Annotated in this window: 21 protein-coding genes and 1 pseudogene; 9 read left to right on the top strand and 13 right to left on the bottom strand. The window is 72.9% G+C overall.

Annotation, left to right across the window (positions count from 1 at the left end):
* The first annotated feature begins 473 nt into the window (after window positions 1-473).
* Complete coding sequence (locus ABZW32_RS33835; RefSeq protein WP_356223553.1) at window positions 474-716, top strand: PLD nuclease N-terminal domain-containing protein; 243 nt, start codon at window positions 474-476, stop codon at window positions 714-716.
* 7 nt (window positions 717-723) lie between these two features.
* Here the strand turns inward: ABZW32_RS33835 and ABZW32_RS33830 are convergent, their stop codons facing one another.
* From ABZW32_RS33830 to treY, 3 genes are all read right to left on the bottom strand, one after another.
* Entirely contained in the window at window positions 724-1,590 is an 867-nt protein-coding gene (locus ABZW32_RS33830) for a hypothetical protein (protein ID WP_356223551.1), read from the bottom strand.
* Between the two features lie 94 nt (window positions 1,591-1,684).
* Window positions 1,685-2,122 (bottom strand): hypothetical protein, encoded by a 438-nt coding sequence (locus tag ABZW32_RS33825; protein ID WP_356223548.1) that lies wholly within the window; start codon window positions 2,120-2,122, stop codon window positions 1,685-1,687.
* A gap of 700 nt (window positions 2,123-2,822) precedes the next feature.
* Entirely contained in the window at window positions 2,823-5,114 is a 2,292-nt protein-coding gene (treY, locus tag ABZW32_RS33820) for a malto-oligosyltrehalose synthase (protein ID WP_356223559.1), read from the bottom strand.
* An 88-nt stretch (window positions 5,115-5,202) separates the two neighbouring features.
* Between treY and ABZW32_RS33815 the strand changes: the two genes are divergently transcribed.
* Complete coding sequence (locus ABZW32_RS33815; RefSeq protein WP_356223546.1) at window positions 5,203-6,549, top strand: MFS transporter; 1,347 nt, start codon at window positions 5,203-5,205, stop codon at window positions 6,547-6,549.
* On the opposite strand, the gene glgX is transcribed toward ABZW32_RS33815, so the two are convergent.
* Window positions 6,534-8,648 (bottom strand): glycogen debranching protein GlgX, encoded by a 2,115-nt coding sequence (glgX, locus tag ABZW32_RS33810; RefSeq protein ID WP_356223544.1) that lies wholly within the window; start codon window positions 8,646-8,648, stop codon window positions 6,534-6,536. The two genes, ABZW32_RS33815 and glgX, sit on opposite strands and share 16 nt — an antisense overlap.
* A gap of 294 nt (window positions 8,649-8,942) precedes the next feature.
* On the opposite strand from glgX, the gene ABZW32_RS33805 reads away from it, so the two are divergent.
* Window positions 8,943-10,202, top strand: a complete 1,260-nt coding sequence (locus tag ABZW32_RS33805; RefSeq protein WP_356223541.1) for an SAV2148 family HEPN domain-containing protein — start codon at window positions 8,943-8,945, stop codon at window positions 10,200-10,202.
* Window positions 10,203-10,359: 157 nt separating this feature from the next.
* Window positions 10,360-11,073 carry a 3'-5' exonuclease gene (locus ABZW32_RS33800; protein WP_356223538.1) on the top strand — a complete coding sequence of 238 codons (714 nt, stop codon included), beginning with the start codon at window positions 10,360-10,362 and terminating at the stop codon, window positions 11,071-11,073.
* Window positions 11,074-11,092: 19 nt separating this feature from the next.
* On the opposite strand, the gene ABZW32_RS33795 is transcribed toward ABZW32_RS33800, so the two are convergent.
* Together ABZW32_RS33795 and ABZW32_RS33790 are read right to left on the bottom strand one after the other, a co-directional pair.
* Window positions 11,093-11,746 (bottom strand): hypothetical protein, encoded by a 654-nt coding sequence (locus tag ABZW32_RS33795; RefSeq protein WP_356223535.1) that lies wholly within the window; start codon window positions 11,744-11,746, stop codon window positions 11,093-11,095.
* A gap of 186 nt (window positions 11,747-11,932) precedes the next feature.
* Window positions 11,933-12,784 (bottom strand): aminoglycoside phosphotransferase family protein, encoded by an 852-nt coding sequence (locus tag ABZW32_RS33790; RefSeq protein WP_356223533.1) that lies wholly within the window; start codon window positions 12,782-12,784, stop codon window positions 11,933-11,935.
* A 193-nt stretch (window positions 12,785-12,977) separates the two neighbouring features.
* Between ABZW32_RS33790 and mgt the strand changes: the two genes are divergently transcribed.
* The gene (gene mgt / locus ABZW32_RS33785) at window positions 12,978-14,204 is read left to right on the top strand and encodes a macrolide-inactivating glycosyltransferase (RefSeq protein WP_356223531.1); all 1,227 of its coding nucleotides are present in this window, start codon (window positions 12,978-12,980) and stop codon (window positions 14,202-14,204) included.
* Window positions 14,205-14,212: 8 nt separating this feature from the next.
* Window positions 14,213-14,764, top strand: a complete 552-nt coding sequence (locus ABZW32_RS33780) for a DUF1697 domain-containing protein (RefSeq protein ID WP_356223556.1) — start codon at window positions 14,213-14,215, stop codon at window positions 14,762-14,764.
* A 36-nt stretch (window positions 14,765-14,800) separates the two neighbouring features.
* On the opposite strand, the gene ABZW32_RS33775 is transcribed toward ABZW32_RS33780, so the two are convergent.
* The gene (locus tag ABZW32_RS33775; RefSeq protein ID WP_356223528.1) at window positions 14,801-15,775 is read right to left on the bottom strand and encodes an NADP-dependent oxidoreductase; all 975 of its coding nucleotides are present in this window, start codon (window positions 15,773-15,775) and stop codon (window positions 14,801-14,803) included.
* A gap of 123 nt (window positions 15,776-15,898) precedes the next feature.
* Here ABZW32_RS33775 and ABZW32_RS33770 point away from each other — a divergent pair, with 123 nt between their 5' ends.
* Window positions 15,899-16,495 (top strand): TetR/AcrR family transcriptional regulator, encoded by a 597-nt coding sequence (locus tag ABZW32_RS33770; RefSeq protein ID WP_356223526.1) that lies wholly within the window; start codon window positions 15,899-15,901, stop codon window positions 16,493-16,495.
* A gap of 141 nt (window positions 16,496-16,636) precedes the next feature.
* Window positions 16,637-17,044: a PPOX class F420-dependent oxidoreductase gene (locus tag ABZW32_RS33765; protein ID WP_356223523.1), complete on the top strand. Its 408-nt coding sequence runs from the start codon at window positions 16,637-16,639 to the stop codon at window positions 17,042-17,044.
* Window positions 17,045-17,048: 4 nt separating this feature from the next.
* Here the strand turns inward: ABZW32_RS33765 and ABZW32_RS33760 are convergent, their stop codons facing one another.
* Complete coding sequence (locus ABZW32_RS33760) at window positions 17,049-17,900, bottom strand: aldo/keto reductase (RefSeq protein WP_356223520.1); 852 nt, start codon at window positions 17,898-17,900, stop codon at window positions 17,049-17,051.
* A 44-nt stretch (window positions 17,901-17,944) separates the two neighbouring features.
* On the opposite strand from ABZW32_RS33760, the gene ABZW32_RS33755 reads away from it, so the two are divergent.
* Complete coding sequence (locus ABZW32_RS33755; RefSeq protein ID WP_356223517.1) at window positions 17,945-18,946, top strand: 2-dehydropantoate 2-reductase N-terminal domain-containing protein; 1,002 nt, start codon at window positions 17,945-17,947, stop codon at window positions 18,944-18,946.
* A gap of 78 nt (window positions 18,947-19,024) precedes the next feature.
* Here ABZW32_RS33755 and ABZW32_RS33750 read toward each other — a convergent pair whose 3' ends face one another.
* From ABZW32_RS33750 to ABZW32_RS33730, 5 genes and pseudogenes are all read right to left on the bottom strand, one after another.
* The gene (locus ABZW32_RS33750) at window positions 19,025-19,786 is read right to left on the bottom strand and encodes a sirohydrochlorin chelatase (RefSeq protein WP_356223514.1); all 762 of its coding nucleotides are present in this window, start codon (window positions 19,784-19,786) and stop codon (window positions 19,025-19,027) included.
* A gap of 5 nt (window positions 19,787-19,791) precedes the next feature.
* Window positions 19,792-20,688, bottom strand: a complete 897-nt coding sequence (locus ABZW32_RS33745) for an ABC transporter permease (protein WP_356223511.1) — start codon at window positions 20,686-20,688, stop codon at window positions 19,792-19,794.
* Window positions 20,675-21,469 (bottom strand): ABC transporter ATP-binding protein, encoded by a 795-nt coding sequence (locus ABZW32_RS33740; RefSeq protein ID WP_356223508.1) that lies wholly within the window; start codon window positions 21,467-21,469, stop codon window positions 20,675-20,677. Before ABZW32_RS33740 ends, ABZW32_RS33745 begins: the two co-directional genes overlap by 14 nt.
* A 34-nt stretch (window positions 21,470-21,503) precedes the next feature.
* Window positions 21,504-22,637 carry an aliphatic sulfonate ABC transporter substrate-binding protein gene (locus ABZW32_RS33735; protein ID WP_356223505.1) on the bottom strand — a complete coding sequence of 378 codons (1,134 nt, stop codon included), beginning with the start codon at window positions 22,635-22,637 and terminating at the stop codon, window positions 21,504-21,506.
* Window positions 22,638-22,852: 215 nt separating this feature from the next.
* A pseudogene (locus ABZW32_RS33730) lies at window positions 22,853-23,158 on the bottom strand (hypothetical protein); the annotation flags it as partial.

Below are 23,158 nucleotides of genomic sequence, written 5' to 3'. Positions count from 1 at the left end.
CCACCCTTGACAGCCCGTCCCGCCACGGAATGCCAAAGACTGTCGGGAAACCCCCAAAAGAACGGTCACGGGGGAAGTGAGGGAGGGGCGGGCGGCTCAGGGATGTGCGAGCCATCTCCGGCTCATCCCGCAATCCGCCCCCTATTCCTCTCGGGCCGAGGCCCGGGCCGTGCCAGACCGCACGAAACGGCGACCAGAGCACCCGGCCATGCCCCAAGGACGGCACACGCGTCAGATCGCTACGCGCTTCGCACGGTTTGGCGTCCGGCGGCCGTCTGGGGCCGGGCGCGGCCGGAGAAGGGGGTTTGTCTTGGATTGTCAGACCTGCGGATGACCAGATCGGGAGCAAAGTATGACGTACGGGGCACTTTGGTGCGGCCATGCTGGTGTCAGCAGAGCTTGGCCGGCTGGCGAACTCTCCGAGGTTCCCCCATCACGAGGAAGCAATGATGAATCCGCAGCTTGCAGACCAGATGACCCTTGCCGCCAGTGACAACACGGTGTCGATCGTGGCCATGGTCGTGGTCATAGCCGTCGGTATCGCCTACGCGGTGCTGTTCGTCGGGGCTCTGGTCAGCATCGCCAGGTCCGGTCTCACCGGAGCGATGAAACTGGCCTGGGCCGCCTTCGCCGTCGTGGCGCCCTTCCTCGGAAGCGTGATCTGGTTCCTCATCGGCCGCCGGGACGCCCAGCGCAGGCCGGGTACGGCCTACTGAAACGGGGTCACCGCCGTTCGGCCTTCCCGATCGTGTCGGCGGCCTTGGAGAGCTGGTCCTGGCGTCCGCGCTCGATGTCCTTGACCTCGCCGCCGTGCTGACGCAACAGGTCCTGCTGGTACGCCGTTTCCACGCCCGCCCACGTCCCGACCAGTTGGGTCTTCTCCTTGCACGAGACGTCGGCGAGGGCGGTGCGGATTTCCTCGGCGTCGGCCTGTGTGCCGCGCAGCGCCGGGGGCTTCTCGTCCGGGCTGCTCGCGTGGGTGGCGCCCGAGGCTTCCATGCAGGAGGCCCAGGCGTCGATCGCGCGGGCGGTCCGGGGGTCGTGGCGGCTCAGATCGAAGGACTCGAAGTCCAGGGTGCGCAGCAGCTCGGCGTCGACCGGGTAACTGGTGGTTCCGGTGATCTGCACGGCCGCCCAGCCGTTGCAGCCCTCGGCCGGGGTTCCCGCCGGGCCCGGCCGGCCGTTCTGGGTCCCGGCGAGAGCCGTGCGCTGCTCGGGTGTCAGGGCTGGTGGCGGTGGCACTGCCGGGGGCGGCGGACTGTGGTAGCCGTACCGTTCGGCCTCCTCCCGGGCGAGGGTCCCGTAGCGGTGTGCCGCGCGGGGGCCGCGGGATACGGGCGCGGCCGTTCCCGGGGGCATGGGCACCTTCGAGCGGTCCATGCACTGGCTGGTCAGGATGTCCAGCGCCTTGTGCAGCAGGGTGTACTCCTGGTCGGACCAGAAGAGTCCGTCCAGAGGCAGCCGGGGCGCCTCGCCCGCGGAGAGGCGGGCAGGTGACGCGTCCGGGACGGGAGGGGCCGACGTCGAGCATCCGGCGGTCATCACGAGCAGCAGGAGCGCGGTCGCCGTGCGGTGTTGCCTGGAGGTCACGGCAGGGCCTTTCTTGCCGGAACGAGGGACCCGGGACCGGCCGGGGCGGGAGGTGTGCCCCGCCTCGGCCGGACGTGGCGGGTGCCTGGGCAGCTCAGAAGCCGAGGCCCTGGATCGCACGGTTGTGGTTCTTGGTCCTGGAACTGAGGTTGATCGTGGTGCAGGCGGGCACGTCGTCGAAGACGCTCCCGAGCCAGCCCTCCGAGGCGTACACACGGACGAAGCCGGCGCAGTGCCCGGGGCTCTGGAACGTGGCGGAGGCCGCGTGGTCCTTCACGGGTATCCCCTGTCCGGGGCCGGTCGTGAGGAAGCCTCCCAGGGTGATCGTGTCGCCCGTGCCCCGCCACTTGTTGTTCATGTCCCAGCCGGCGACCGAGCCCTGCTGGTTGGAGTTGTAGAAGAAGCAGAACGCGGTGTAGCCGAGGCAGTTGGGCGACGGCGGTGCCGCCTGTGCCGCCGGCGCGCCCGCCAGGGCGGTTCCCGCCGCGGCGGCGGTCATGGCGAGCGCGGTGACGGTCTTGCGAAGACGCATGCGCGTCCCCTTTCCGAGAAACGGATGAAATCCGGCAACGGGCCGCCGATGAGTGGCGACTCGGAGCGTGATTTCGGGCGGCTTCAGAATGCCGAGAGCGATCCGGGAAAAGCATTGTAAAAACGCGACACGAAGCGGATTTAGGGAATCCGGTCGGCGGGGTCGGAAATTCGGCCATCACCCGTCCGGGATTGGCTCAAATGTCAGCGGGGTGGTGGTGCGTTTCTCGCGCTGCTCCCGCTTGATCAGGTCGACTGGAACTCTGCCCTTGTGAAACCGCTGCCCGAACAGATGGGATCTTCCACATCGATGCATCGACGCTATGCCGTGCGAAGCGCGTAGCGATCTGTCGCGTGTGGGTCCCGATGGATGCCCTGGTCGCCGTTTCGTGCGGTCTGGTTCGGCCCGGGCCATAGACCGGCACGCTTATGGGGCCGGACTGCGGGATGGGCGGGAAAGGACTCGCACATCCCTGATCTGCCCGCCCCTCCCTCACTTCCCCGTGGACCGTTCTTTTGGGGGTTTCCTGACAGTCTTTGGCATTCCGTGGCGGGACGGGCTGTCAAGGGTGGCCGAAGGCCATCGCGAAGCGACGCGACCGAAGGGAGCGCCCTTGACAGCCCGGCCCGACACGGAAGGACAGTGAGACTGACGGGAAACCCCATACCCTCCCCGATCCGGGCCGAGCGGGACCCCGCCCCTACCCCACCCGGATCAGGGCCGTGGCCGGCAGGCCGGTCAGGAGCTCCGCCAGTGCCACCCGTCCCTCGTGAGCGCCTTCGTGGGTGCTGCCGCCAGGAGCCCCGTACACAGGGCGCCACCGACCCGGAGGCAGGATCAGGGTGGTGCCGTTCCAGCCGCCCGATTCCGCCAGTCGGTGGGAGAGCCGGGTGGCCACCGCGACGAGGTCGGCCGAGCGGGCGAAGGCCACGCAGTGGTCGGCCGCCGGGCCGGAGGCCGTCAGGGGCGTGTAGCCGGTGAACAGCGCGGGCCGGTCGCGGCGCAGCCGGAGCAGGGCCGCCGTCAGCGCGAGCTTCTCCGCCGCGAGGCCGTGCGGGGCGGTGCCCGCGTCGAGGGCGGCCAGGGATCCGCGCGGGAACGCCGCCGGGCGGCGGTTGTCCGGGTCCACCAGCGCCCGGTACTCGGTCTCCGAGCCCTGGTAGACCTCCGGCACCCCCGGCATCGCCAGGTGCAGCAGGGTCATGCCCAGGACGTTGGCGCGGGCCGCCTCCGTCAAGTGCCCGGGGAGCCCCGCCGCCTCCCCGGGGACCAGGTCGGCGATGCCGGCTTCGTACTCCTCGTCGGGGTCGGTCCAGGACGTCCGCAGCCCGGCCTCCCGGGCGGCCTTCAGCAGGGCCGCCGCCAGCCGGGGTCCCCGATCGGGAACGTCTCCGAGGCCAAGCGCGCTCTGCCGTGCCACCCACCCCAGCTGCGGGTCACCCGAGCCCCCCGAGCCCCCCACCACCCCCATCTCCCCCGGAGCCTGTGACAGGGCCGCGATCCGGGCCCGTACGTCCGCGCTGCGCTTCGTGTCGTGCGTGGACAGCACCGTCCCCGTGGCGGGCCAGTCCCGTTCCAGTTCCGCGCAGTACGCGTGGAACTCCGCGACCGACACCGCCGGGGCCCCCGGCTCGCCGCCGACCTCGGTGGCCGACAGCAGCGGGGCCCAGCGGTAGAAGGCGCGGTCTTCCAGGGACTTGGCCCGCAGGGCGGCGGAGGTCTGGGCGAAGCGCGCCCCGAAGGCCGGGTCCCGCGCCACGAGTTCGCGTACGCCGTCCAGGCCGTCCACCCCCGCACCGACGGTCCCCGCCCCGACCCCGGCCACCTCCCCGCCCGGGTAGGGCCGGTACACCGGGTAGCCGATCAGCAACTCCCTCACCGACGGCGCGAGTTCCGGCCCGGCCAGGCGTTCCAGCAGGGCCAGTTCGGCGGCCAGGTCGCCGGTCAGCACCTCCCGTGCCGCCGCCGCGGCGGTCGCCTCCCAGGGGGGCAGGCCCGTGGCGGCGGCGTACGCGCGGGCGAGTTCCGCCGTGCCCGCCGGGTCGGCGAACAGTCCGTCGACCCGGTGCAGGGCGTCGTAGCCGGTCGTGCCCGCCACGGGCCAGCCGGGAGGCAGTCGCTCCTGGCGGGCCAGGATCTTCTCCACCACCACCCAGCAGTCCCCTCCCGCCGCCGCCCGCAGCCGCCGCAGGTACCCCTCGGGGTCCGCCAGCCCGTCCACGTGGTCGACGCGCAGCCCCTGGAGCACCCCGTCGCGCACCAGCTCCAGCACCTTGGTGTGGGTGGCGGAGAAGACCCCGGGGTCCTCGACCCGTACCCCGATCAGGTCCGAAATGGTGAAGAAGCGGCGGTAGTTCAACGCGGTGCGGGCCTCCCGCCAGCAGGCGACCCGGTACCACTGCGCGGCCAGCAGCTGCGGCAGGGGCAGTCCGGCCGTGCCGGCCCGCAGGGGGAACTCCCGCTCGGTGTCGCCCTCCCCGTACCGCAGCACGCCCTCCTCCGCGTCGACGCGGAAGCCGTCGGCCCGCGGCGGCTCCCCGAGCACCGGCAGCAGCAGCCGTCCGCCCCCCGCCTCCCAGTCGATGTCGAACCAGCGCGCGTACGGGGAGCGGGGCCCTTCCCGCAGTACCTCCCACAGCGGCCGGTTCAGGCGCAGCGGGTCCGGGACCGCCATGTGGTTCGGCACGATGTCCAGGACGATCCCCAGTCCGTGCGCCCGGGCCGTCGCGGCCAGTGCCCGCAGACCCTCCTCCCCGCCCAGCTCGGCCCGTACCCGGGTGTGGTCGGTGACGTCGTAGCCGTGCGCCGAACCGGGCACCGCCTCCAGCGCGGGGGAGAGGTGCAGGTGTGACACGCCGAGCGAGGCGAGGTACGGTACGGCTGCTCCGGCCGCGGCGAACGGGAACGCGGGGCCCAGCTGGAGACGGTAGGTCGACGCGGGAGTGACGGGTTTCGGAACGTCAGATTCCGATTGACTGCTTGAATACTGCATGGTCATGAGAACGTACGTACCCAGCCCACGCGATTCCGTGCCATCACCCCATGCATCCGGGTGACTGCGTCGCGTTAATGTCGATCAAGTGGTTGGAACCGTCAAGACCTATCGACAAGTCATCGCCCTGACCGGGCCCCTGCTCCCCCTCCTCTCCTTCTTCGCCCGTCTGCCCGTCGCGATGTCCCAGTTCGGGAGCGTCCTGCTGGTCGCCGAGACCAGCGGCTCCCTCACCACCGCCGGCATCGTCGGTGGCACCCTCTCGGCCGGCCAGGTGGTCTTCGGACCCGTCCTCGGCCGGCTCGCCGACCGCCACGGGCAGCGGCCCGTCGTCCTCTGCGCCGCCGCGGTCAACGCCGTGGCCACCGCCGGCCTCGTCGCCGGGGCCCTGGGCGGCCTGGCGACCGTCCCGCTCGCCGCGATCGGGGCCGTCACCGGCGCCTCCGTCCCGCTGATCGGGCCGCTCGCCCGGACCCGCTCCGTCGCGCTCGCGCACCGGGCGGAGTCCGACGAGAGCGTCGTGAGCGCGGTCCACTCGCTGGAGGGCACCCTCGACGAGATCTCCTACGTCTTCGGCCCGGCCCTCGTCGGACTCGCCGCGCTCGTCGCCCACCCGGCCGTCGCCCTCGGCGGCGCGGCCACGCTCGTCGCCGTGTTCGGCGCCGCCTACGCCCTGCACCCGACCGCCGCCGTCACGGCGGGGTCGCCCGCACGGGCGCGCGGCGCGCGGGGGAGGGTCCGCCACCCCCGCGTGGTCCACGCCGTCCGCGGCTCCCTCGGCCTCCAGGGCGCCATGTTCGGCGCCTGCCAGGCCGGCATCGCCTCGCTCACCGCGCAGTTGGGGGTGCCCGGCCAGGCCGGGGTCGTCTACGCCATGATGGGCGTCGTCAGTGCCGGCACGGGCCTCGCGCTCGGCGCGCTGCCCGCCCGCTTCGGGCTGCGGATGCGCTGGAGGGCGGCCACCGGCGCCGCCCTGGTGCTCTCGACGCCCCTGCTGTTCACCGACAGCCTCTGGCCGCTGTACGTGGTCGTCACCGTCCTCGGCGCCGCCTACGCCCCGCACCTGATCACCGCCTTCGCGCTGACCGAACGCGTGGTCGAGCCGGCCCGGCTCGCCGAGTCGATGGCCTTCGCGGCGAGCTCGCTGGTGGCCGGACAGGCCGTCGCACTGGCCGTCTCGGGACGGCTCGCCGAGGCCTACGGGCCCGCCGGGGCCTTCGCCGTGGCCGTGGGGGCGGCCGCGCTGTGCCTGACGCTCGCGCTGGTCACCACGGTGCCCTCGACCCGCCCGGAAGCGGCCGGGCCCTTCATCCCGGCCCAGCAGACCACCTCGCCCTCCGACACCACCGCCGCCACCGACACAGCCGCCGGCGCCACCCCCGCCACCGCCGAGCCGACCGCCCCCGCCGCGGGCGGCCCCTACGCCGGTCGCTGAAGCACGACCAGGCACCGTCCCGCCAGAGCCACCCGGTCCCCGGCCGCGAACTGCGGCCCGGTATCGGGTGGCGGCACCTCCGCGCGCGCCGTGTCCACGACCAGCCGCCACCGCGCGCCATGCCCCGCCGGGATGGTGAAGTCCTGCGGATCGGCGCCCGCGTTGAACATCAGCAGGAACGAATCGTCCGTGATCCGCTCGCCGCGCGAGCCCGGCTCGGAGATCGCCTCGCCGTTGAGGAACACGGTCAGCGCCCGCGCGTGCTGCGCCTGCCAGTCCCGGGCCCGCATCTCCTCACCGTGCGGGGTGAACCAGGCGATGTCGGAGAGCTCGTCGTGCGTGCCCTCCACCGGCCGCCCGTGGAAGAACCTGCGCCGCCGGAACACCGGGTGGTCCCGGCGCAGCCACACCATCCGCCGGGTGAACTCCAGCAGCGCGGGCGCCGGTTTGCCCGGCTCGGGCCAGGTCACCCAGGACAGCTCGTTGTCCTGGCAGTAGGCGTTGTTGTTGCCGTCCTGCGAGCGCGCGAACTCGTCCCCGTGGCTGAGCATCGGCACGCCCTGGGACAGCATCAGGGTGGCGGTGAGGTTGCGCATCTGCCGCGCGCGCAGCTCCAGGACCTCCGGGTCCTCCGTCGGCCCCTCGACCCCGCAGTTCCAGGACCGGTTGTGCGTCTCGCCGTCCCGGTTGCCCTCGCGGTTGGCCTCGTTGTGCTTCTCGTCGTACGAGACCAGGTCGTGCAGGGTGAAGCCGTCGTGGCAGGTGGTGAAGTTGATCGAGGCCAGCGGGCGCCGCCCGTCGTCCTGGTAGAGGTCCGAGGAGCCCGTCAGCCGGCCCGCGAACTCCGCGAGCGTGCGCGGCTGCCCGCGCCACAGGTCCCGTACGGTGTCGCGGTACTTGCCGTTCCACTCGGTCCACAGCGGCGGGAAGTTGCCCACCTGGTAGCCGCCCTCGCCCAGGTCCCAGGGCTCCGCGATCAGCTTCACCTGGCTGACCACCGGATCCTGCTGCACCAGGTCGAAGAACGAGGACAGCCGGTCGACCTCGTGGAACTGCCGGGCCAAGGTGGCCGCGAGGTCGAAGCGGAAGCCGTCCACGTGCATCTCGGTGACCCAGTACCGCAGCGAGTCCATGATCAGCTGGAGCACGTGCGGGGACCGCATCAGCAGCGAGTTGCCGGTGCCGGTGGTGTCCGTGTAGTGCCGGGGGTCCTCGGCCAGCCGGTAGTACGAGGCGTTGTCCAGCCCCCGGAAGGACAGGGTCGGGCCCAGGTGGTTGCCCTCGGCGGTGTGGTTGTAGACCACGTCCAGGATCACCTCGATCCCGGCCTCGTGCAGCGCCCGGACCGCCGATTTGAACTCCAGCACCTGCTGGCCCCGGTCGCCCGACGCGTAGCCGTTGTGCGGGGCGAAGAAGCCGATGGTGTTGTAGCCCCAGTAGTTGCTCAGGCCGTCGTTGACCAGGCGGTGGTCGTTGACGTACTGGTGCACCGGCATGAGCTCCAGCGCCGTCACGCCGAGCTTGGTCAGGTGCCCGATGACCGCCGGGTGCGCGAGGGCCCCGTAGGTGCCCCGCAGCTCCTCGGGGAGGTCCGGGTGGCGCATGGTCAGGCCCTTGACGTGCGCCTCGTAGAGGACGGTGTGGTGGTACTCGTGGCGCGGCGGGCGGTCGTTGGCCCAGTCGAAGTACGGGTTCACCACGACCGAACTCATGGTGTGCGGGGCCGAGTCGAGGTCGTTGCGGGAGTCCGGCCGGCCGAAGTGGTAGCCGTAGACCTGCTCGCCCCAGCCGATCTTGCCGCTGATGGCCCGCGCGTACGGGTCGAGCAGCAGCTTCGCCGCGTTGAAGCGCAGACCGCGCTCGGGCTCGTACGGTCCGTGCACCCGGAACCCGTACCGCTGACCGGGCATCACCCCGGGCAGGTAGGCGTGCCGCACGAAGGCGTCCGTCTCGCGCAGCTCGACGGCGGTCTCCGAGCCGTCGTCGTGCAGCAGGCACAGCTCGATGCGCCGTGCAGCCTCGGAGTAGACCGCGAAATTGGTGCCGGCGCCGTCATAGGTGGCACCCAGTGGATACGCCTGTCCCGGCCAGACCTGCATAGACAACGCTCTTCCCATCTTGGTCCGGCTGATCCGGCGTCGGTCACGTCAATGCCAGATCTTCCCCGAAAGAGGGGCCGCACGCGTGGACTTGCGATGCTCCTGACGGGTGACCCGGAGAGCTGATATGCGGGTCAGCCGACTGTCCGGGCATCACATAATGGGTCAACGGGGGCCCGGAGAGCGGGGCGTGGAACCGTCCCGGCACGCTTCGGGCTGCGTCGGGCCGCGCGCGCGGAGTACCCTTCCGTGATCACTGGAGACGGGCGTCCAGACGCAGAAGGCGGTGCACGGGTGAGCTCGGGAGGTCTGGAGCTGCCCCCTGGTGACGGCGGTCACGAGGGTGGCCCGGCGGATGCACCGGGGGGCGCGGCCGGGACGTTCGCGGCCGGGGCGGTGTCGCTGGCCCCGCCGACGGCCGGGGACGTGCGGGCCGGCGCCGAGCTGGACTGGGGCGCGGACGCCTGGAGCGAGGTCCGTACGCGGGCCCAGCGCGCGGGCCGCGCCTACATCTGGCTGAACCTCATCGAACAGCGGTTGAGGTCGGTGGTGGGCGCCGTGCTGCGGCCCGTCTACGAGCCCGTGCACGGCGGGGACGACTGGGTCGTCGCCGCCGCCGGGCCGGCCGGGCAGGAATGGGTGCAGCGGGCGGTGGCGGTCCGCGAGGTCAGCCGGCGCAAGGGCTACCTCCTCGACTCCGCCGACGACAACGTGCTGAGCTTCCTGACGCTCCCGCAGCTGCGGGAGCTGATGGTCCAGCACTGGCCCTGCTTCGAGCCGTACTTCGACGACCGGCGCGAGATCGAGCTGGCCCTCGACGAGCTGGAGGTCACCCGCAACGTGGTCTCCCGCAACCGGGCCCTGTCACGGCCGGTGCTGGAGCAGGCGGAGCGCGCCTCGGCGCGCCTCCTGGAGGTGCTGGGGGCCGGGGCGGGCAGCCCGGCGGCGGACCGGCTGCCGATCGACGCGGTGGAGGACCTGGTCGGCGACCGGTACGCGGACGTCATCTCGGTCCACCCGGACCGGGTGCGGCTCCAGCGGATGCTTCCGGCGGAGGACCTGTTCGGGGGCGCGCGGCGGCTCGACGCCATCGGGATAGGCCTGAACCTGCTGGTGCAGAACTTCTCCGGCCGCCGGCTGGTCCGGCTCACGGAGGCGGGCTGCCGGGTGCGGCTGCTGTTCCTGAACCCGGCGAGCAGCGCGGTCAAGCGGCGCGAGCGGGAGCTCGGGCTGCGCAAGGGCGAGCTGAGCCGGTCGGTGGAGATGAACATCCTGCACGTGCGCCGGGTGCGGGCGGGGCTCAAGGACCCGTCGTGCTTCGACATCCACGTCTTCGACGAGACCCCGCGTTTCACCGCCTACCTGGTGGAGGGCGAGTCCTCGGGCATCGCGGTGGTCCAGTCGTACCTGCGGCGGGCCCGGGGCATGGAGGCCCCGGTGCTGGTCCTGCGCGGGGGCGGGCGGGGCGGGCAGAAGGACTCCGAGCACGGGCTCTTCCCGACCTACCGGGAGGAATTCGAATCGGTCTGGCAGGACTCCCGGCCGGTGTCCTGACGGCGCCCCGCCGGCCCGGCGGCGGCCCCGCCCTCCGGTGTGTCAGTGCCGCGTGGCAGGCTGAAACGCGTTGACCGATATACGGGGGAGGGCGCGTCATGGAGGCGTGGCACGGGGGAACGCGGTTCGAGGCCGGCGCCGGAACGGCGGCCCGGTGATGAGCTGGATCAGCGGGCCGCTGGTGGCCTTCGACCTGGAGACGACGGGCACCGACGTCGAGACCGACCGCATCGTGACGGCGGCGGTGGTGCGGCTGGGGCCGGACGGGGCCGTCTCGGGGGAGCGGACCTGGCTGCTCGACCCGGGGGTGCGGATACCCGAGCAGGCGTCCGCGATCCACGGCATCTCGACGGAGCACGCCCGGGCGCACGGGGCGCCCGCCGCCGAGGCCGTCGAGGAGATCGTGCGGGCCGTGGCCGACGGGCTGGGCGCGGGGCGTCCGCTGGTGGTGATGAACGCGCGCTACGACCTCTCCCTGCTCGACCGCGAGTGCCGCAGGTACGGGGTCGCGTCGCTCAGCGAGCGGCTGGGCGGCGTACCGTCGCCCGTCATCGATCCGCTGGTGATCGACAAGCACGTGGACAAGTACCGCAAGGGCAAGCGGGCCCTGCACGCCCTGTGCGCCCACTACGGGGTCGCCCTCGACGACGCGCACGACGCCAGGGCGGACGCGGTGGCCGCGGCCCGGGTGGTGCGGCGGCTCGGGGAGACGCACCGGCCCGTCGGGCTGATGCCCCTGGCCGACCTGCAGGCCCTCCAGGTCCGGGCGGCGGCCGAGCAGTCCGTCTCCCTCCAGGCCTACCTGCGGCGCACCACGGACCCGGCGGCGGTCGTCGAGCCGGCCTGGCCGCTGATCCCGCGGCGCGGCTGACCGTACCGTCAGGGCGGGGTCACCCCGGGCCGTTCCCGGTCCTGTATCGGTCCTGGTCGTCGGCGGGGTCGAGGTACTCGACGTGGAGGCCGCGGAAGTGGATGCCGCAGTCGATCTCGCGGCAGTAGTGGCCGTGGCGGGCGGGGGTGCGCCGGTGCGCGGGGCCGCCGAGGGCCACGTCGCGCAGGAGCGCGGCGCCGCGGCGGAACAGCGGCGCGCTGCCGGTCAGGAACAGGGTCTCGGCGTGGATGTGCTGGTGGAAGCGGTCGCGGTCGCCGGCGTACGGCGGGTGCGTCCCGTCCGTCTCCTCCCGCGGCTCCGGTGGGCGCAGGTCCACCGTGCGGGGGCGGCCCGGTCCGAGCCGTGCGCGCAGCCGCTTCCAGTGCGCGGGGGCGAACTGGAGCGAGTGGTGCAGCAGGACCAGGTCGAGGGCGCGGTCCCCGGGCGTCCGGCCCCCGGCCGTGCGCAGCGGCAGGTGGATCAGGGTGCGCGGCGAGGAGGCGGCCAGGGTCCAGAGTCCGGCCATCAGGTGGGCGGCCTCCCGGTCGAGGTAGGCGTTCAGGTACCAGGAGTCGTCGAAGAGTTCCGCGTGGGCCGGGGGGCTCGCCGGGCGGACCACCCTGAAGGACTCCCGGCCCGAGCGGGCGTCGTGGACGGTGAGGTGCAGTTTCATGGATGACTTGATACGGCAGGGCTAGGCCGTCTCTTTCGGATCTTGCCGGTTAAGCCCGCGTCGTCCGGTGCCGTGCATCGGCGCGTTGGCGGGGCGCCCTTGTACTGGACGTACTTGGGTGCTCCGCCAAGGCGGCGAGGTGCGGTGCCGGGCGGCGCGGGTCAGGCAAGATCCGGAAGAGACGGCCTAGAAGGGGTGCCAGCGCATTTCCGCGTCCCCCTCGCGCAGCGAGGCCACGCGGCGGCGGAACTCCGCCAGGGCCTTGGGGTTGGACGGGGCGTGCTGGGAGACCCAGGCGCAGCTCGCCGTCTCGCGGGCGCCGCGCAGCACCGCGCACCCCTCCCACTCCCGTACGTCCCATCCGTAGGCGTCCGTGAAGGCCCGGTACGCGTCGGCGGGCATCCCGTACCGGTCCCGGGAGAGCGCCATCACGACCAGGTCGTGCTCGCGCAGGTCGGCCGAGACGGTCTCCAGGTCCACCAGCACCGGTCCGTCGGGGCCCACGTGGACGTTGCGGGGCAGGGCGTCGCCGTGGATCGGACCGGGGGTCAGGTGCGGGGTGAGCGCGGCCACCTCGGCCGCGTAGCCGTCGCGCCGGGCCCGGAGGTACGCCGCGTCCTCGGGGTCGACGGCGCCGCCGGCGAGCCGCAGCCAGCGTTCGACGCCGTCCAGCAGGTCGCGCGGGGGCAGGGCGAAGGGCGGCGCGGGCAGGGCGTGCAGCGGGCGCAGCAGGGCCGCGAGGTCCTCGGGGCCCGCGGGCCGGACCGCGTCGGGGAGCCGGTGCCACAGGGTCACCGGGTGGCCGGCCACGAGCCGGGGCGCGGGCTCGGCCGCGCGCACCGCCGGGACGCCGGCTCCGGCGAGCCAGTCCGCCACCGCCAGCTCCCGTTCGGCCCGCGGGAGCAGCCCCGCTTCGCGGCCCACCTTCACCACGAGGCCGTCGACGGCGAAGACCGCGTTCTCCCCGAAGGCGAGCAGCTCGGCCGGTCCGGTGAGGCCGGCCTCCGTCAGTACGTCCCTGGCGCGCGCCTCGTCCATGCCGTTCGTTCCGTCCTCTCGTGCCGCGCCGGATCGCGGGGATCCGGATCGTGGGGGTCCGGATCGCTGCGGATCATGACCGGGGCCAGTCTCGCATTCCCGCCACGACCCGCCGACGGGCCGCCACCACCCGGTGGGGTGGGTCCGCGGGATCCCAGTTGAGCGAGACGTTTCGTCTCGCTATGGTCGGGACATGACCTCAGCCAAGCCCGCCCACATCGCCATGTTCTCCATCGCCGCCGCGGGCCACGTGAACCCGAGCATCGAAGTGATCCGCGAACTCGTCGCCCGGGGGCACCGGGTCAGCTACGCCGTTCCCGCCTCCTTCGCCGACAGGGTCGCCGAGACCGGCGCCACCCCGGTGATCTGGAACTCCACCCTGCCCACCGAGGACGACCCCGACGCCTGGGGGACCGAGCTCATCGACCAGATCGAGCCCTTCCTGAACGACGCGGTCCAGGCGCTCCCGCAGCTCGTCGCCGCCTTCGAGGGGGACGAGCCGGACCTCGTCCTGCACGACATCACCGCCTACGCGGCGGTCGTCCTGGCCCACCGCTGGGGCGTCCCCGCGATCTCCCTCTCCCCGAACCTGGTGGCCTGGGACGGCTACGAGGAGGAGGTCGCCGCCCCGATGACCGCAGCCCTGCACGCCTCCGAGCGCGGAAGGGCCTACTACGCGCGCTTCGGCGCCTGGCTGCGGGAGAACGGCATCGAGGAGGACCCGGACCGGTTCGTCGGCCGCCCGCCCCGCAGCATCGTCCTCATCCCGCGCGCCCTCCAGCCCCACGCCGACCGGGTCGACCCCGACGTGTACACGTTCGTCGGGGCCTGCCAGGGCGACCGCGCCGCCACTCAGGGCACCTGGCGGCGCCCGGAGGCCGCGCGGGGCCGGAAGGTGCTCCTGGTCTCCCTCGGCTCCACCTTCACCAAGCAGCCCGCCTTCTACCGGGCCTGCATCGAGGCCTTCGGCAACCTCCCCGACTGGTACGTGGTCCTCCAGATCGGGAAGTTCACCGACGAGGCCGAACTGGGGGAGGTGCCGGCCAACGTCGAAGTCCACCGCTGGGTTCCCCAACTGGACATCCTGCGCCAGGCCGACGCCTTCATCACCCACGCCGGTGCGGGCGGCAGCCAGGAGGGCCTCGCCACCGCCACCCCCATGGTCGCGGTCCCCCAGGCCGTCGACCAGTTCGGCAACGCCGACATGCTGGCCGCCCTCGGCGTGGCCCGCCACCTCCCGATGGAGCGGGCCGACGCCAGCGCCCTGCGCGCGGCCGTCCTCGGCCTGCTCGCCGATCCCGAGGTCGCCGTCCGTGCCGAGGCCGTCCGGGCCGCGATGGCCGCCGAGGGCGGGACGCGGCAGGCCGCCGACCTCGTCGAGGGGGCACTGTCGGAGGCGGGGCTTAGGGTGCGCCCATGACGAAGCCCATGACGAAGAAGAAGTACGCGGCGCTGCTGCGCGGCATCAACGTCGGCGGGAACAAGAAGGTCCCGATGGCCGAGCTGCGCGCCGTCCTGGAGGGGCTCGGCCACGGTGACGTGCAGAGCTACCTGCAGAGCGGCAACGCCGTCTTCAGCAGCGGCGAGGGCGACCCGGACGCCCTCGCCCGGGGGCTGGAGGCCGCGATCGAGGGCCACTTCGGCTTCCGCGTGCCCTGCCTGGTCGTCGACGGGGAGTACCTGGCCGCCGTCGCAGAGGCCTGCCCCTTCCCGGCCGCCGAGCTGGAGGGCAGGCAGCTCCACGCGACCTTCTTCTCCGCGCAGCCCGGACCGGAGCGCTTCGCCGCGCTCGACGCCGCCGCGTACCTCCCCGAGGAGTACCGGCTCGGGGACCGGGTGCTCTACCTCTACGCACCGGACGGCCTGGGCCGTTCCAAGCTGGCCGAGGCGCTCGCCCGCCCGGCCGTGGTCAAGGGCCTGGACGTGACCTCCCGCAACTGGAACACCGTCGCCAAGCTGGTCGAGCTGACCCGCCCCTGACCTCGGGCCGCCCCCGGTGCGCGCCGCCGCCCGGCCTCAGTGCGCCGGAGCCACGTCAAGGACGATCTTGCCCTGGAGGTGGCCCCGCTCGGCGCGGGCGTGCGCCCGCGCGGCCCCGGCCAGCGGGAAGACCTCCTCGACGGCCACCCGCAGCGCGCCGGAGTCCGCCAGGCGGGCCAGTTCGGCCAGTTGCCCACCGTTGGGGCGCACCTGCCAGACGCCGGCCGAGACGCCCTGCGCGGCCGCGCGCTCCGCGTGGTACTCCCCGGGGAAGACGGCGCCGATGCGCCCGCCGGGCCGCATGACGGGCAGGAGGCGGTGGCCGTCCGGGCCGCCCACGGCGTCGATCAGCACGTCCACCCCGCGTACGGCCTCCTCGGCGGCCGTGCGCGTGTAGTCCACGAACCCGTCGGCCCCGAGGCCCAGCAGGAAGGCCTCGTGGCGCCCCGACGCCACTGCGACGACCCGGCCGGCGCCCGCGGCCCTGGCCAGCTGCACGGCGAAGTGGCCCACTCCGCCCGCCGCGCCGTTGACCAGTACCGTGTCGCCCTCGCCCACCTTCACGTGCTCGAAGACGTACTGGTAGGCCGTCAGTCCCGCCATCGGCACGGCCGCCGCCTCCGTGTGCCCCAGTGCGGCCGGCTTGCGGGCGAGGTTCCCGGCGGGGGAGACCACGTACTCGGCGTACGCCGAGGCCCGGCCGGGGAAGCGGACCAGGCCGAACACCTCGTCCCCGGCCCGCCACCCGGTGACCCCGGCGCCCGTCTCCACGATCGTCCCGGAGACGTCGGAGCCCGGCGTGTACGGCAGGGGCCACTCCGGGCGGAGCGGCTCCGGCAGCGCCGCGAAGTTCCGTTGCCCGTACCAGTCCACCGGGTTGACCCCGGCCGCGTGGACCCGGACCAGCACCTCGCCCGGCCCCGCCACCGGCCGCGGCACCTCCTCGTGCACCAGCTGCTCCGGGCCGCCGAACGCGTGTACGCGTACGGCCCGCATCGTCGTCGTTCCCATGGTCTTCCCCCAGCTTTCCGTTCCGTGCGCGCCAAAGAGCAGCGCCCCGTTCCGATAGAATCCGGAGCACTGCTCCGTATCGTAGGCGGAGCAGTGCTCCGCTTGTCAACGTCAGGAATCCCCATGCCGGATGAGCCCACACCGCCGGGGCGGCGCGCCGACGCCCGGCGCAACCGCGAACGCATCCTCGAAGCGGCCCGCGAGGTCATCGGCGAGCAGGGCACCGACGCCTCGCTCCGCGACGTCGCCCGCCGCGCGGACGTCGGACTCGGCACGCTCTACCGGCACTTCCCGACCCGCGACACCCTCCTGGAGGCCCTGCTGCGCACCGGCTTCGCCACTCTCACCGCGCAGGCCGACGCCCTGGCGGACACGGAGCTGCCGCCCGAGGGGGTGCTCGCCGACTGGCTGGGCGAGTTCATCGTGTGGGCCGGCACCTTCCGGGGACTGCCGGCCTCCCTGACGGCCACCCTCGCGGACCCGGACTCCGCGCTGCACGCCTCCTGCCTGGGGATGCGGGAGGCGGGAGCCCGCCTGCTCCGGGCGGCCCAGGACGCCGGCCGGATCCGCCCCGACGTGGACGGCACCGACCTGTTCGCCCTGGTCAACGCCCTCAGCTGGATCACCGGCCAGGCCCCCACCCTCGCGGCCCGCCGCGCCCACCTGCTCGCCCTGGTCCTCGACGGCCTCGCCCACCCCGGGACCCGGCCGAACGGGTGAACCGTCGAAGGACTCGACCCGGCGGGCCCGATGCGCTTGCGGGGGGAGCGGTGATTTTGCAGGCTGTCCGCTGCCGGTCTTCAGCGACGGGAAGCCGGTCCGTCCGAAGACGGCCGCAAGCCGAGGGAAGGAACCCGCCCCGTGTCCGCTGCACTCTCCGGCGACCTGCAGAAGATCATCGACGACACCCCCGTCTTCGCGACCGTCGCCACCATCCAGCCGGACGGCAGCCCTCAGCTGTCCGTCACCTGGCTCACCCGCGACGGCGACGACCTGCTGTTCTCCACCACCGTCGGCCGCCGCAAGGAGGCCAACCTGCGCAGGGACCCCCGGGTCACCGTCATGATCAACCCCGCGAACGCGCCCTACACCTACGCCGAGGTCCGCGGCGAGGCCACCCTGACCACCGAGGGCGGACAGGAACTGATCGACGAGCTGTCGCGCAAGTACACGGGCAAGGACTACGCGGACTTCAACCCGGCGTCGGCCGACGACGCCCCACGGGTCGTGGTCCGCATCACCCCGAGGAAGGTCGTCGGCTCGCTCTGAGCCGTCACACCCCGGCCACCGCGTCCAGCAGCGCGACGTCCCCCGGCTCCAGTCGGATCGAGGCCGCGCCCAGGTTCTGCGCCAGGTGCGCGGGGGAGCCGGTGCCCGGGGTCGGGCAGAGCACCGGCGAATGGTGCAGCAGCCAGGCCAGCGCGATCTGCCCCGCAGTCGCCCCGTGCGCCGCCGCCACCCCGGTGACGGCGGCCGCGCCCCCGCCCGTCAGGGCGCCGCTGCCCAACGGGTAGTACGGCAGGAACGCGATCCCGCGCTCCTCACACAGCGCCAGCACCTGCGCCGAGGACCGGTCCAGCAGGTTGTACGGGTTCTGCACCGCTGCCACCGGGACCGACTCCAGCGCCTCCCGCAACTGCGGCGCGCCCACCGTGTCCAGCCCGATGTGCCGGATCTTCCCCTCCTCCCGCAACCGCCCCAGCTCGCCCAGCTGTTCGGCCATCGGCACCGCCGGGTCGAAGCGGTGCAGCTGGTAGAGGTCGATCCGCTCCACCCGCAGCCGCCGCAGGCTCGCCTCGCACATCCGGCGCAACTGCGCGGGCCGGCCCGCCACGTGCCACTCGTCCGGGCCGGTGCGCACCACCCCGCCCTTCGTGGCGACCACGAGCCCGTCCCCGTACGGGTGGAGGGCCTCGGCGACCAGCTCCTCGGCCAGCTCCGGCCCGTAGTTGTCGGCGGTGTCGATCAGCCGCACCCCCTGCCCGAACGCCGCGCGCAGCAGCGCCACCGCATCCGCGCGACTGCCCCGCGGCCCCCAGTAACCGGGGCCGACCAGCCCGCCGGTGCCGAGCCCGAGACGACGCAGGGGCAGGTCCCCGCCCAGGGGGAACACGGTGTCCGTCATGGCCCGACCGTACCCGCGCGCGGCCGGTGTGCCAGGCTCGGGGCATGCGTTACATCATCATCGGCGCCGGAGCGATCGGCGCGACCATCGGCGGACGGCTCGCGGAATCGGGCCGGGAGGTCGTCCTCGTCGCGCGCGGCGCGCACGCCGAGGCACTACGGACGGACGGACTGCGCCTCACCACCGCCGACGGCGCGCGCGTCCACCGGCTCCCCGTGGTCGCCGCACCGGCGGAACTGGGCGAACTGCGCCCCGACGACGTCCTCCTCCTCACCGTGAAGACCCAGGACGCCGTAGCCGCCCTCGACACGTGGGGCGACGCGGAGGTCGCGGGCGGCGGGACGGCGGCCCAGCGGCTGCCGCTGCTGTGCGCGCAGAACGGCGTGGAGAGCGAGCGCCTGGCCCTACGCCGCTTCGCGCGCGTGTACGGGGTCTGCGTCTGGCTGCCCGCCACCTTCCTGGAGCCCGGCGTCGTCTCCGCGCTGTGCACCCCGCTGACCGGGATACTGCACCTGGGCAAGGCGGCCGGGGGCACCGACCGGCGGATCGCCTCGATCGGCGCCGACCTGGAGAAGGCGGGGTTCGAGGCGCCGGTCGTCGAGGACGTGATGCGGTGGAAGCACGCGAAGCTGCTCGGCAACCTGGGCAACGCGATCCAGGCGACCACCGGCCCCGAACCGGACCCGGCCAAGGCGGCGCTGCTGCTGCGCGCGATCCGCGAGGGCAAGGCCGCCCTGGAAGCGGCGGGCATCGCCCACGCCACGGATGCCGAACAGGCGGCGGCCCGTGACGGCAAGGTCAACCAGCCCCCGGGCGTCCGCGGCGGCTCCTCCTGGCAGAGCCTGGCGCGCGGGACGGGGTCGGTGGAGGCCGACTACCTCAACGGCGAGATCGTGCTGCTGGGCCGGCTGCACGGGGTGGCGACGCCCGTCAACGACGTGCTGCGGCACGCGGCGAACATCTTCGCCCGGGAGGGCCTGCCGCCGGGCGCCATGTCGATCGCCGACCTGACGGCCCTGGCCGACGAGGCGGCCGCCCGCGCCTGAGGCGCGCGGCGCCGTGAGGGGCGGTCAGGCGGTGTGGAACGGTCAGGTGGTGTGGAACGGTCAGGCGGTGAGGAACGGTCAGGCCGTGAGGGCGGAACGCCGGGCCGGCCTGGCGGCGGCCGCGTCGTAGCGGCGCAGCAGGAGCCGGGCGAGTTCCGGGGCGGCGCCCAGGACCCCGGCCACCACGTCCGCGCCGGAGGCGGCGGCGCCGGCCGCGATGCGGTCCGGGAGGCGGCCGGGGGCGATGACGTACGGGGCCACCGCCACCCGGCGGACGCCCTCCGCGCGCAGGGCCCGTACGGCGTCCTCCGTACGGGGAAGGGCAGCGGAGGCGAACGCAGGCCGCACGGCGCACCAACCGGTGTGCCGCCACTCCCGCGCGATTTCAGCGATCACTGCGATCGCCTCCGGGTCTGAGGAACCGGCGGACGCGAGCACCACACCGGTGGTGGCGCGCTCCGCCGGGGTGAGGCCGAGACCGGCCTCCGCCAGGCGCCGCTCCATGGCCGCGACCAGCAGCGGGGACGGGCCGAGGACGTCGGCCACCCGGACCGAGAGGCCGCCGAGGCGGCCGGTGGCCTCCGCCAGCACCGCCGGGATGTCCGCCTTCGCGTGGAAGGCCCGCGTCAGCAGCAGCGGCAGGGCCACGACCTCGCGCACGCCCGACAGGTACAGCGAGGCGAGGGCCTGCGAGACGGTCGGGCCGTTGAAGTCCAGGAAGGACGTCTCGACCCGCAGCCCCGGCCGCAGCGACCGGACCCGCCCGACGAGGGCGTGCACGGTCGCCGCGTGCCGCGGATCGCGGCTGCCGTGGGCGATGACGAGGAGGGCGCGGGACACGGGACTCAGCTCTTGACCAGCAGGCCGCGGCTGCGCAGCACCCACCGCTCGACCGGGCTGAAGATCAGCAGGTCGATGGCGATGCCGACCACGAGGATCAGCAGGATCGCGAGGAACACGCCGGGCAGGTCGATGTTGTTGCGGCCGTTCTCCAGCAGCTGACCGAGGCCCAGGCCCAGGTCGGGGGAGCTGGCGATGATCTCGGCGGCCATCAGGGAGCGCCAGGAGAACGCCCAGCCCTGCTTGAGGCCGGCGAGGTAGCCGGGCAGCGCGGCGGGCATCACCACGTGCCGGGCGCCGCGCAGACCGGTGGCGCCCAGGGTGCGTCCGGCCCGCAGGAACAGCGGCGGGATCTGGTCGATGCCGGAGACGAGCCCGTTGGCGATCGACGGGACGGCGCCCAGCAGGATCACCGTGTACATCATGGCGTCGTTGAGCCCGAACCAGAGGACCGCCGGGGGGACCCAGGCGACCGAGGGCAGGGACTGCAGGCCCTGGAGGATGGGTCCGATCGCGGCACGCACGAACTTGACGCGGGCGACGAGCAGGCCGAGCGGGGTCCCGATGGCCAGGGCCAGCAGGAAGCCGAGCAGACCGCGCGAGACGCTGGTCCAGATCACGTCGAGCAGGGTGCCCTTGAGCCACATCGCGGTCAGGCTGTCCCACACGGCGCCCGGGGCGGGCAGCTTGGTCTCGTCGGTGACCTTCGCCGAGACCAGGACCTGCCAGACCACCAGCACGAGGCCGACGGCCAGCAGCGGGGGCAGGGCCTTCTTGGTGAGGATCTCGCGGACGGGGGCGCGGTGGGTCTGGACGGCGTCGAGGGCGTCGAGGCCCGCCTCCAGCCCGGCCAGGTCCTCGTGCTTGGCCGTGGCCTTCGCTGTGGTGTCAGTGCTGGCCATGGCGGCGGATCTCCCCACGCAGGTGTTCAGTGATCTCGACGGACAGCTCCGCGACGTCCGCGTCCTCGATGCGGCGCGGCTGCGGGATGTCCACGGTCCATTCCTTCGCGACCCGGCCGGGCCGGGAGGAGAGCAGGACCACGCGCTCGGCGAGGCGGACGGCCTCGCGGACGTTGTGGGTGACGAAGAGGACGGAGAGTCCCGTCTCTGCCCAGATGCGGGTGAGTTCGCCGTGCAGGACGTCACGGGTGATGGCGTCGAGGGCCGCGAAGGGCTCGTCCATCAGCAGCAGCCGGCTGTCCTGGGCCAGGGCCCGGGCCAGGGCCACGCGCTGGCGCATGCCGCCGGACAGTTCGTGGACGCGCTTGCCGTACGCCCCGCCGAGCCGGACCAGCTCCAGCAGCCGTTCGGCCTCGGGCCGGCGGTCGTTCTTGGGCACCCCGCGCAGGCGCAGGGCGAGTTCGATGTTCTTGCCCGCGGTGAGCCACGGGAAGAGGGCGTGCTCCTGGAACATCAGGGCCGGACGGCCGCCGGGGGTCTCGATGGACCCCGCGGACGGCTCGTCGAGTCCCGCGACCAGGTTGAGCAGGGTGGACTTGCCACACCCCGAGGCCCCCAGGATGGTGACGAACTCCCCCGGAGCGACATCGAGGCTGATGTCGTCCAGGACGAGCTGCGATCCGGCCGGGCCGGAGAAGGACTTCGAGACGTGCTCGATGCGGGCGGCGTGCGTCTGCTCCGCTACGGTGCCCTCGGCAGCCTTGGCGAGCGTGGTGGCCATGGTCGTCACCTCCTGGGTTGGCTGGACTACGGGCTTACTTGGCGCCGAGACCGGCGTCGGAGACCTCGGGCTTGCCCGCGGCCTTGAGGACCTTGTTCAGGAGCGTCAGGTCGTAGATGCCGGCCAGGTCGGGCTGCTCGATGAGCTTGGCCTTGACCGCCCAGTCGGACTCCGTCTTCAGCGTGCTCGCGAGCGGGTCGTCGGTGACGAGGATGGACTGCCACGCCGGGTCGATGATCTTCGCGTCGAGCGGCTTGCCGCTGTCCGCCGCCAGCTTCGCGTTCGCCGAGGCCTTGGCCTTGTCCGGGTTGGCGTTGATCCACTCGTTGGTCTTCACCGTGCCCTTGAGTACGGCCTCCACCACGTCCGCGTGCTCCTTGAGGAACTTCTGCGACACGATGACGTTCGTGATCACGAACTTCTTGTCGGGCCACAGGGCCGTCTCGTCGAGGAGGACGGAACCGCCGTCGGAGACGAGCTTGGAGGCCGTCGGCTCCGGCACCCAGGCGCCGTCGATCGAACCCTGCTTGAAGGCGTCCGGGGTGACCTTGTTGTCCGTGCGGACGACGGAGACGTCACCCTTGCCGGACTCCGGGTCGACCGACCAGCCCTTCTCGGAGATCCAGTTGAGGAACGCGACGTCCTGCGTGTTCCCCTTCTGCGGAGTGGCGATCTTCTTGCCTTTGAGGTCGTCCAGGGTCTTGATCTTGTCCGGGTTCACGACCAGCTTGACGCCGCCGGAGGCGGAGCCGGAGATGATCCGCAGGTTCTGGCCCTTGGACTTCACGTAGCCGTTGATCGACGGCGAGGGGCCGATGAAACCGATGTCGAGAGAGCCCCCGTTGAGGGCTTCGATCTCGGACGGACCGGCGTTGAAGGACTGCGGCTTGATCTTGGTGCCGTTCAGTTCCTTCTCGATCAGGCCCTCCTGGAGGCCGACCAGAGCGGTGGCGTGCGTCAGGTTCGGGAAGTACCCGATGCGGACCTCGGAGGCGGAGAGCTTCTTGCCGCCGTCGGCGACGTTCGAGGCCGCGGTGTCCTTGGGCTCGTCCTTCTTCGCCTCGGAGCCGTAGCCGCAGGAGGCGAGGGCGCCGATCAGGAGCGGCAGGGCGGCGGCGGCGACGATGCCGCGGCGCAGGGTGGTGCGGGTGGTACCGGTGGCAGGCACGGGAGGACTTCCTCTCGTAGCGTCATGGCGTCATGACGCACGTCTTCGTTTCTGGAGCAAGGACGGGTACGACTCGTGGGGGGTGAGGGCGCGCATGCGGTGCGCGTACGTCATCGCGCACATCGCGCCACCCCTCCCTGGCCGCTGCCGAGGGCGCCGCTGCCCACGCGGCCGCCCTCCTTCGCGAAGGTGGAGTAGATGTCGGACAGCATGGGTTAGAAGTCCCACCCTTCTTCATCCGCCTGGACGGCCGTCTTGGCCTGGGAGGCGAAGGACTCGCCCGCCATGCCCGCCGCCAGGGTGGTGCCGTCGGCCGGGTCGATCAGCAGGAAGGACCCGGTGCGGCGCGAGTCGGCGTAGGCGTCGAGCGCGAGCGGCTCGGCGGTGCGCACGACGACGCGACCGATGTCGTTGGCCACGAGCTGTCCGGGGGCCGGGTGCTGGGAGAGGTCGTCGAGGGTCAGCCGCGAGGGGATCTCCTTGACGATCGCCTTGACCGTGCGGGTGGTGTGCTTGAGCAG

The organism is Streptomyces sp. NPDC004667 (assembly GCF_040609475.1).
In the GTDB taxonomy this organism is placed as follows: Bacteria; Actinomycetota; Actinomycetes; order Streptomycetales; family Streptomycetaceae; genus Streptomyces.
The sequence above is the reverse complement of the archived record's forward strand: the minus strand, read 5'-3'. Positions and strand labels throughout refer to the sequence as shown.

Bases quoted from the DNA above. Each gene is read 5' to 3' on its own strand.
- ABZW32_RS33755 (WP_356223517.1), top strand. From the start codon at position 17,945: ATGCGTTACATCATCATCGGCGCCGGAGCGATCGGCGCGACCATCGGC.
- mgt (WP_356223531.1), top strand. From the start codon at position 12,978: ATGACCTCAGCCAAGCCCGCCCACATCGCCATGTTCTCCATCGCCGCC.
- ABZW32_RS33795 (WP_356223535.1), bottom strand. From the start codon at position 11,746: ATGAAACTGCACCTCACCGTCCACGACGCCCGCTCGGGCCGGGAGTCC.
- ABZW32_RS33780 (WP_356223556.1), top strand. From the start codon at position 14,213: ATGACGAAGAAGAAGTACGCGGCGCTGCTGCGCGGCATCAACGTCGGC.
- ABZW32_RS33760 (WP_356223520.1), bottom strand. From the start codon at position 17,900: ATGACGGACACCGTGTTCCCCCTGGGCGGGGACCTGCCCCTGCGTCGT.
- ABZW32_RS33835 (WP_356223553.1), top strand. From the start codon at position 474: ATGACCCTTGCCGCCAGTGACAACACGGTGTCGATCGTGGCCATGGTC.
- ABZW32_RS33745 (WP_356223511.1), bottom strand. From the start codon at position 20,688: ATGGCCAGCACTGACACCACAGCGAAGGCCACGGCCAAGCACGAGGAC.
- ABZW32_RS33800 (WP_356223538.1), top strand. From the start codon at position 10,360: ATGAGCTGGATCAGCGGGCCGCTGGTGGCCTTCGACCTGGAGACGACG.
- ABZW32_RS33775 (WP_356223528.1), bottom strand. From the start codon at position 15,775: ATGGGAACGACGACGATGCGGGCCGTACGCGTACACGCGTTCGGCGGC.
- glgX (WP_356223544.1), bottom strand. From the start codon at position 8,648: ATGCAGGTCTGGCCGGGACAGGCGTATCCACTGGGTGCCACCTATGAC.
- ABZW32_RS33770 (WP_356223526.1), top strand. From the start codon at position 15,899: ATGCCGGATGAGCCCACACCGCCGGGGCGGCGCGCCGACGCCCGGCGC.
- ABZW32_RS33790 (WP_356223533.1), bottom strand. From the start codon at position 12,784: ATGGACGAGGCGCGCGCCAGGGACGTACTGACGGAGGCCGGCCTCACC.
- ABZW32_RS33825 (WP_356223548.1), bottom strand. From the start codon at position 2,122: ATGCGTCTTCGCAAGACCGTCACCGCGCTCGCCATGACCGCCGCCGCG.
- treY (WP_356223559.1), bottom strand. From the start codon at position 5,114: ATGCAGTATTCAAGCAGTCAATCGGAATCTGACGTTCCGAAACCCGTC.
- ABZW32_RS33740 (WP_356223508.1), bottom strand. From the start codon at position 21,469: ATGGCCACCACGCTCGCCAAGGCTGCCGAGGGCACCGTAGCGGAGCAG.